Annotated in this window: 4 protein-coding genes and 1 pseudogene; 1 reads left to right on the plus strand and 4 read right to left on the minus strand. The window is 63.0% G+C overall.

The features are described 5' to 3' along the window. Positions 1 to 24: 24 nt before the first annotated feature. The 3 genes and pseudogenes from ACLQI9_RS17915 to ACLQI9_RS17925 form a co-directional block, all read right to left on the minus strand. On the minus strand, positions 25 to 393 hold the full coding sequence (locus ACLQI9_RS17915) for a DUF732 domain-containing protein (protein ID WP_442391988.1): 369 nt from the start codon (positions 391 to 393) through the stop codon (positions 25 to 27). Positions 394 to 1,122: 729 nt separating this feature from the next. Continuing rightward, positions 1,123 to 2,556: a DUF2254 domain-containing protein gene (locus ACLQI9_RS17920; RefSeq protein ID WP_442378346.1), complete on the minus strand. Its 1,434-nt coding sequence runs from the start codon at positions 2,554 to 2,556 to the stop codon at positions 1,123 to 1,125. Between the two features lie 692 nt (positions 2,557 to 3,248). Then, positions 3,249 to 3,438, minus strand: a pseudogene (locus ACLQI9_RS17925) (transposase); the annotation flags it as partial. A gap of 397 nt (positions 3,439 to 3,835) precedes the next feature. Here ACLQI9_RS17925 and ACLQI9_RS17930 point away from each other — a divergent pair. Further along, positions 3,836 to 5,107: an Nramp family divalent metal transporter gene (locus ACLQI9_RS17930; protein ID WP_442378344.1), complete on the plus strand. Its 1,272-nt coding sequence runs from the start codon at positions 3,836 to 3,838 to the stop codon at positions 5,105 to 5,107. A gap of 119 nt (positions 5,108 to 5,226) precedes the next feature. On the opposite strand, the gene ACLQI9_RS17935 is transcribed toward ACLQI9_RS17930, so the two are convergent. Next, positions 5,227 to 6,488 (minus strand): IS3 family transposase gene (locus tag ACLQI9_RS17935; RefSeq protein WP_442380975.1). Its coding sequence is split into 2 segments (ribosomal slippage): positions 5,227 to 6,200 and positions 6,200 to 6,488, totalling 1,263 coding nucleotides; the frame shifts between segments, so codons are not numbered across the junction. Between the last annotated feature and the right edge of the window lie 51 nt (positions 6,489 to 6,539).

Raw genomic sequence — 6,539 nt, forward strand, 5'->3', positions numbered from 1 at the left:
CTAAGAGGTTGGAGCACAGACCAGTTAGGTGCTCGGACCAAGGTCGGGGCAATAGGCACCTGTTGCCGCGCCAGCGAAATGTCCGGCATCCTCCGGCGTCCAGTCAGGGTGCATCTCAAGCACTTGCGTGCCAGCCATCGCGAACGTCGTATGCGGCTGGCTCAGGTACGCGCAAATCGCCGCAATCACCCCGACCACGGACAGGGCCGCGACCGCGCTGACGGCGGGGGCGGGCAGGGAGCCGAAGGGGGGCTGGACCCCCTGCCCGCGCCACCACGTCGGGCTGCTTGTCGCGCCACGGGTGATCGCATCCGTGCGCGGCATCTCCACCGTCGCGGCGGCGAGCGTGTCGTCGTCGCTGGTGGTTACGGTCCCTCTTTTGGTGCCATCCACGCGACCAGCGTTTCGGCGTTGTGCAGTATCCGGCGAGCCGCCGCATGTTGTTGCGCCTCAGGGATTTTCCCCTAGGCTAGCACGTCCGCCTGTGCGGCAATCGAGCGGGTGGACAGCCGCGATAGCCATCGACTGCTTATCTCGCCTGCCGTACCCCAGGTCCAACGAGCTGCTGAGCTAGACCCCGGATTTTCTCGAGCGGGCAATGAGGGAAGATCACGGCTTCACGGTGCATGGGCGGAGCCTCCTTGCCCCAGATGTGGTGGAGGGCCAGGAATAAGGGCTCATGTGCCGGCACCGCCCACAGTTGCCGCCAACGCCGACGGCCGCCCGGTAGCGGTCATGAGGTCGGCGATCAACCGCCAATTCCATTACGAAGGAACGGGGTCTGAGAAAATGACTGAAACGAAGGTTGCGGCAGAGCGCTCATCAAGCAGCTCATCGATCCGCGCGGTGCTCGGTTGGCCGACCCTCCTCCTCGCAGACCGTCCGGCGTATCGCCACAAGGAGTCGCAGCTCGGAGTCGATGATCTCAAGATCGCGCACGTTGCGAAGGATAAGGCCGCGATACCGCCGATCGCACTTCACTAGTCAGAAATGCTAGAAGATCAAGCGGCACAAAGGCTTCGTGCTCGCGTCGGCGCGAGTGGTTGCGCGAGTCGACGCCCTTGATCATCGCGGAAGCGCTGGCGAGTAAAGGGATCACGACGTCCCGACGGTAGAGCGGTCCTACCGGTCGCCACCTAGGCTAAGTCTCGATGCGGAATCCCCGGTCAGGTGAAGATCGTAGTCCGGGTGCAAATAGTTGCCGGCAGAGTCGCTCAACCGGGCATACACGCTGGCTACGGCGCTGAAGCGGCGTTCCACGGCGACGCGGTCGAACTCTTCGGGCACCGACTCGAGGTTGGCGCGCTGGATCATGGCGGCTTCGTCCATCAGCAGACGGGCCTGGTCGGGGTCGGTGGTCTGCTCCATGATCGCTTTGAGTGCTTCGAGTTGGCGCATCAACAGGGCGGGCATTCCGCGACTGGCCTGGCGGACCTTGTCAAATGACCGCTGCAGGAGATTTTCGTACGTGATTTGGTCGCAGATGACCCGGATAGCACCGGTACGGTCACGGTACGCCGGGGCCGGCTTCCACACTTTCGCGAGCTTGCACAGGGTGTTGCCGAGCCAGTCCACGCACGTCAGCGCAGTGTATGTGTCGTTGACCGCCGGAGAGAGCGCCTGAATGGCGATCTCGACCAGTTGGTCGATGCCGAAAGCGGGATCTTGGGCGAGGTTGCGGACCGGCCCGGTGACCTGTGCTCGTTTCAGGCGGCGGGTCATGCGGTCGGCAGCCTCGGGCGGCCACACTGCGGCTAGCTCACTGTCCTCTACCAAGAAGTTCCCCGGGCGATAGGGCAAGTGCACCACCGCATCGGCGGCCGACGCGGCACGAATCAACATGTCGTAGCGGATGGCCTGAAGATAGCCGCCTTTCGGGGTACGCATCATCGCGCCTGAAGACTTGATGGTGTCGACCAGCGCTGCGATTTCTTCACTGTCATCCTGCTCGTTTCCGGTGGACATCCGGATGTCGGGCTTTCGCACCCCGAGGTAGCGCCTCAAATCACCGGCGATACTGGCGATTACGAAGGGAAGCTGGATCTGTATGGCGATGTGGTGGAGGAAGTAGATGAGCACGGCCAGATCGACCAGCACCAGCACGAATACGACCGAGACGGAAAAGTGTGGCACGAATACGCCGTGCTCTGCAGGGCCGATTGCCAAGAGGACCAGCACGCAGTACACGGCGGTCGCCACAAACGTGCCCAGCGTGAGCTGAGTACCGCGATCACGGATGAAGTTGCGCAGCATCCGGGGTCCGAACTGGGTCGATGCCAGCGTCAACGTGACGATCGTAACCGAGAAGTTGATCCCGATGACCGTCATGATCGCTGCGGCCACCGCGAGGAGAATCTCGCGTGCTGTATCTGCGCTGCCGGCTTCCACCCATGCCGGAAGTGTGAGCGTGCCATGGTAGACGGCACGATCTACCTCCAAGGTGGCCCAAAATAGGAAGATCGATGCGATCACCTCCATGCTCGGCACCAGCCAGAAGTTGGTCCGCAGTACTTCGCGCCGCCACTGCGACACAGACATCCCCGAAATGAACAGCATGACGCCACGCTAGAGCAGGCCCTCTGTCGGCGCGAATCGCTCGACTGCGTGGGGTGATGGGCTGAGATGGCATCGGGCAAGCGGCAGGCACGCTATGTGGGTCGGGACCCGCCGCGACACACCGTTGGGGGAGTATGCAACAGATTGGTTGGCTACCAAAAAGTCAAGCCGCCGAACGTAGACGATGTCGGCCTCGAGAGCAACTGATTGCCTGACCTGCTTAAGTCGTTGTCGAACACCGTCGGCGCGATCGCCCACTGCTTCAACTCAGGCATTGAGTGCGGCACGCACCCTATCAGGCTGACGGTGGTCGACCCGATCAGCAGGGCCCAGAAGAACCGCACAGCCCGGCCATGGTGCCTCTGGAAGATCTCCGTCTGGGTCATCGTTCGCCTCTCACCGTCTGCTCGCCCGTCCTGTATGTCCGCCGAAAGGGTAAATGCCCTAAGCCTTTCCCCGTCCGCCTCGTCCACCGCTGTGAAGTCCATGAACTCCGCTTACTTGACGCTTTTGCACGGCAATCACAGGTCTTCTTTCCACACCACATCGACGGCCCGCTTCCCATTGACGATGGCGTCGGGGTCGAACACCGCGCCGGTGCCCTTGCCCACCGGGTTGACGATGACGATGCTGGTCATCAACGCGGTGATGATGTGCGTTGCCGGCCCAAGGTCCAGGTTGCGTCGTACGGCGTCGCCGGTGATCTTCGCGACCGCGTTGGGGTACTTCGCGCCGTAGTCGAGCTCGAACGCCTTGATCGCGACCTGCGCCTTGTCGATATCCTCGGCGTTGTAGATGTCGCGGAGCGCCGCCAAGCACCGGGGTGCGCCGACTTGGGTAGGCAGCAAGCACATTGGTTTGCTTGTGGAACCAGCAACGCCAAGGTAGTTCATGACGGGTCTGACTCCAACGCCCACGCTTCGGCGGTGAACGACCCATCGACATCACGCCCGACACATCAAACGCCGCCGCAAAACGCGGGATCGGAGGTCGCCTGAAATCGCCGATCCCCCAAGTATTGACAATAAAATCAGAGTTCGAGCGTACGAAAAATAGTATTCGCTATATCTGAATTGTTTTTACGCAGAAGCTACGTTAGCAGTGTGACAATGATGTTGGCGCGCGGGATTCTCCACCGCGATCTGGGCGTGTCGGGGCTGCAGGATCGGGGTCCCAGGACCGTTTACCCACTCCGCCGGCGAGCGATGCTCGGGATCGATATGCACCGCCACACGGTCATTGTCGCAGTCAGCTCTGCGGTGTCCGGCACGGTGGCGCCGTGACCCTTGTCGAGGTAGCACCACACGGCCAGCTCACCCTGCAGGAGGTGAAGTCACGCGGCCGTGGCCGCATGGTGCTCGCGCTGTTGGGTCCGGCGTTCGTCGCCTCGGTTGCCTACGTCGACCCCGGTAACTTCGCCACCAACTTTGCCGGCGGCGCCGAGCACGGCTACGAACTCGCATGGGTCGTCGTGATGGCCAACCTGATGGCCATCCTCGTTCAGTACCTCACCTCGAAGACCGGGCTGGCCACCGGCCAGAGCCTGCCCGAACTGTGCCGGCAGCGATACGGCCGCCGGGTGAACATCGTGTTGTGGCTGCAGGCCGAGGTCGTCGCGATGGCCACAGACCTTGCCGAGTTCGTCGGCGCTGCGCTCGGTCTCAACCTCGTCTTCGGTATGCCCCTGCTACCAGCGGGGCTAATCACGGCGGTCGTCGCGTTCGTGATCCTGGCACTCGAGCAGCGTGGCTATCGCCGCTTCGAACTCGCCATCATCGCACTGCTGGCGCTGGTCGGAGCGGGATTCCTCTACCTGTTTTTCACTATCGGGGGCCAGGACTACATGCAGCTCGCCGCCGGACTGGTGCCGCACGTCAGCGGCGACACCCTGAGCCTGACCGTCGGCATCATCGGCGCGACCGTCATGCCGCACGTGGTCTACCTGCACTCCGCCCTGCAGAAGAACCGGGTCTCCGCGGCCAACCAGCACGAACGCCGTACCCTGCTCACGTTCAATAAGTGGGACTGCATCATCGGCCTCGGCTTCGCAGGGCTGGTCAACCTCGCCATGCTCTGCATCGCCGCAGCCCTGTTCCACAAACCCGGACTGACCATCAGTGACCTCGGGCCCATCCACGATCACCTCGCCACCGTCATCGGAGGCGGCGCCGCACTGGCGTTCGGGATCGCCCTGATCGCCTCCGGCCTGTCCTCTTCCAGCGTGGGCACCTACGCCGGACAAGTCGTCATGGCCGGATTCATGAACTGGCGCATCCCCCTGTTTGCGCGCCGCGCCCTGACGATGCTGCCCGCACTGATCGTCATCGGCTTGGCCGTCAACACCACACAGGCATTGATCTACTCCCAAATCGTGCTGTCCTTCGGCATCCCGTTCGCCCTCATCCCGCTACTACTGATTACCCGCACCCGCGAGACCATGACCGACATGGTCAACCGCCGCCTGACCAGTGCCTTGATGCTCCTGATCACCGTCGTCATAACCACACTGAACCTCTTCCTGCTCTGCGACGCGCTCACCAGCCTGATCTGACACCACACCTTCGGGAAACGGCGACGGTCCGCTTCGACGCGTTAGGACGCGTCCATGTACGGCCCCGCGGCTCAACATGAACCGCCCCGGTGAGTCCGGAGACTTTCTGGTGTGAGAACTCAGCTGGCGGCTGGTCTCCGGTGTTGAGCGTAATAGGCCGCCTCCAGATCAACGGGTGGGATGTCCCCGCAGTATTCGTAGAGGCGGCGGTGGTTGAACCAGTCGACCCATTTGGCGGTCGCCAGCTCGACCTCCTCGATCGTGCGCCAGGGCTTGCGCGGTCTGATCAACTCGGTTTTGTACAGGCCGTTGATGGTTTCAGCGAGGGCGTTGTCATAGGAGCTGCCGACCGCCCCGACCGATGGCTGGATCCCAGCTTCGGCGAGCCGTTCGGTGAACCGGATCGACGTGTATTGTGACCCTCTATCCGTATGGTGGACAACATCTTTGAGATCCATGACGCCTTCTTGTTGGCGAGTCCAGATCGCTTGTTCGATGCCGTCGAGCACCATCGAGGTGGCCATCGTTGAGGCGACTCGCCAGCCCAGGATCCGTCTCGCGTAGGCGTCAATGACGAAGCCAACATAGGCAAACCCGGACCAGGTTGACACGTAGGTCAGGTCGGCGACCCACAGCCGGTTGGGCGCCGGCGGGCCGAAGCGACGTTGCACCAGATCAGCCGGTCGGGCCGCGGCCGCGTCGGCAATCGTGGTGCGCCGGGCCGTGCCCCGGACCGCGCCGGTCAGTCCGAGTTCGGCCATCAGTCGTTCGACGGTGCAGCGGGCCACCGCGATGCCCTCACGGTTGAGCGCGAGCCACACCTTGCGGGCCCCATAGACCCCGTAGTTGTCGGCGTGGACGCGCTTAATCTCGCCCTTGAGCACCTCGTCACGAGCCTGGCGGCGGCTCGGCGCACGATCACGCTGGTCGTAATAGGTCGATGGGGCGATCGGCACACCCAGCTCGGACAGCTGCGTGCAGATCGGCTCGACACCCCACCGCAGACCATCGGGACCGTCACGGTGGCCCTGATGCTCAGCGATGAACCGGGTGATCAGTGCTGTGGCCGGTCGAGCTCGGCCGCGAAGAAAGCCGACGCTGTCTTCAAAATAGCGTTAGCCCTTCGTAATTCAGCATTTTCACGCTTCAACCGTTTGAGGTCAGCGGATTCCTCGGTCGTGGTTCCCGGCCGGGACCCGGCGTCGACCTGGGCCTGACGCACCCACTTGCGCACCGTCTCGGCGGTGCCCACCCCGAGCAGCCGGGCAACCTCACTGATCGCCGCCCACTCCGAATCGTGCTGATCACTGATCTCAGCGACCATCCGCACCGCCCGCTCACGCAGCTCCGGCGGGTACCTCCTCGATGAACCACCTGACATGACTCCAACCCTTCCAAGAAGTGGAGTCTCCGGACATGCCGGGGCGGTTCA

Source organism: Mycobacterium sp., from assembly GCF_052143115.1.
Classification (GTDB): Bacteria; Actinomycetota; Actinomycetes; order Mycobacteriales; family Mycobacteriaceae; genus Mycobacterium.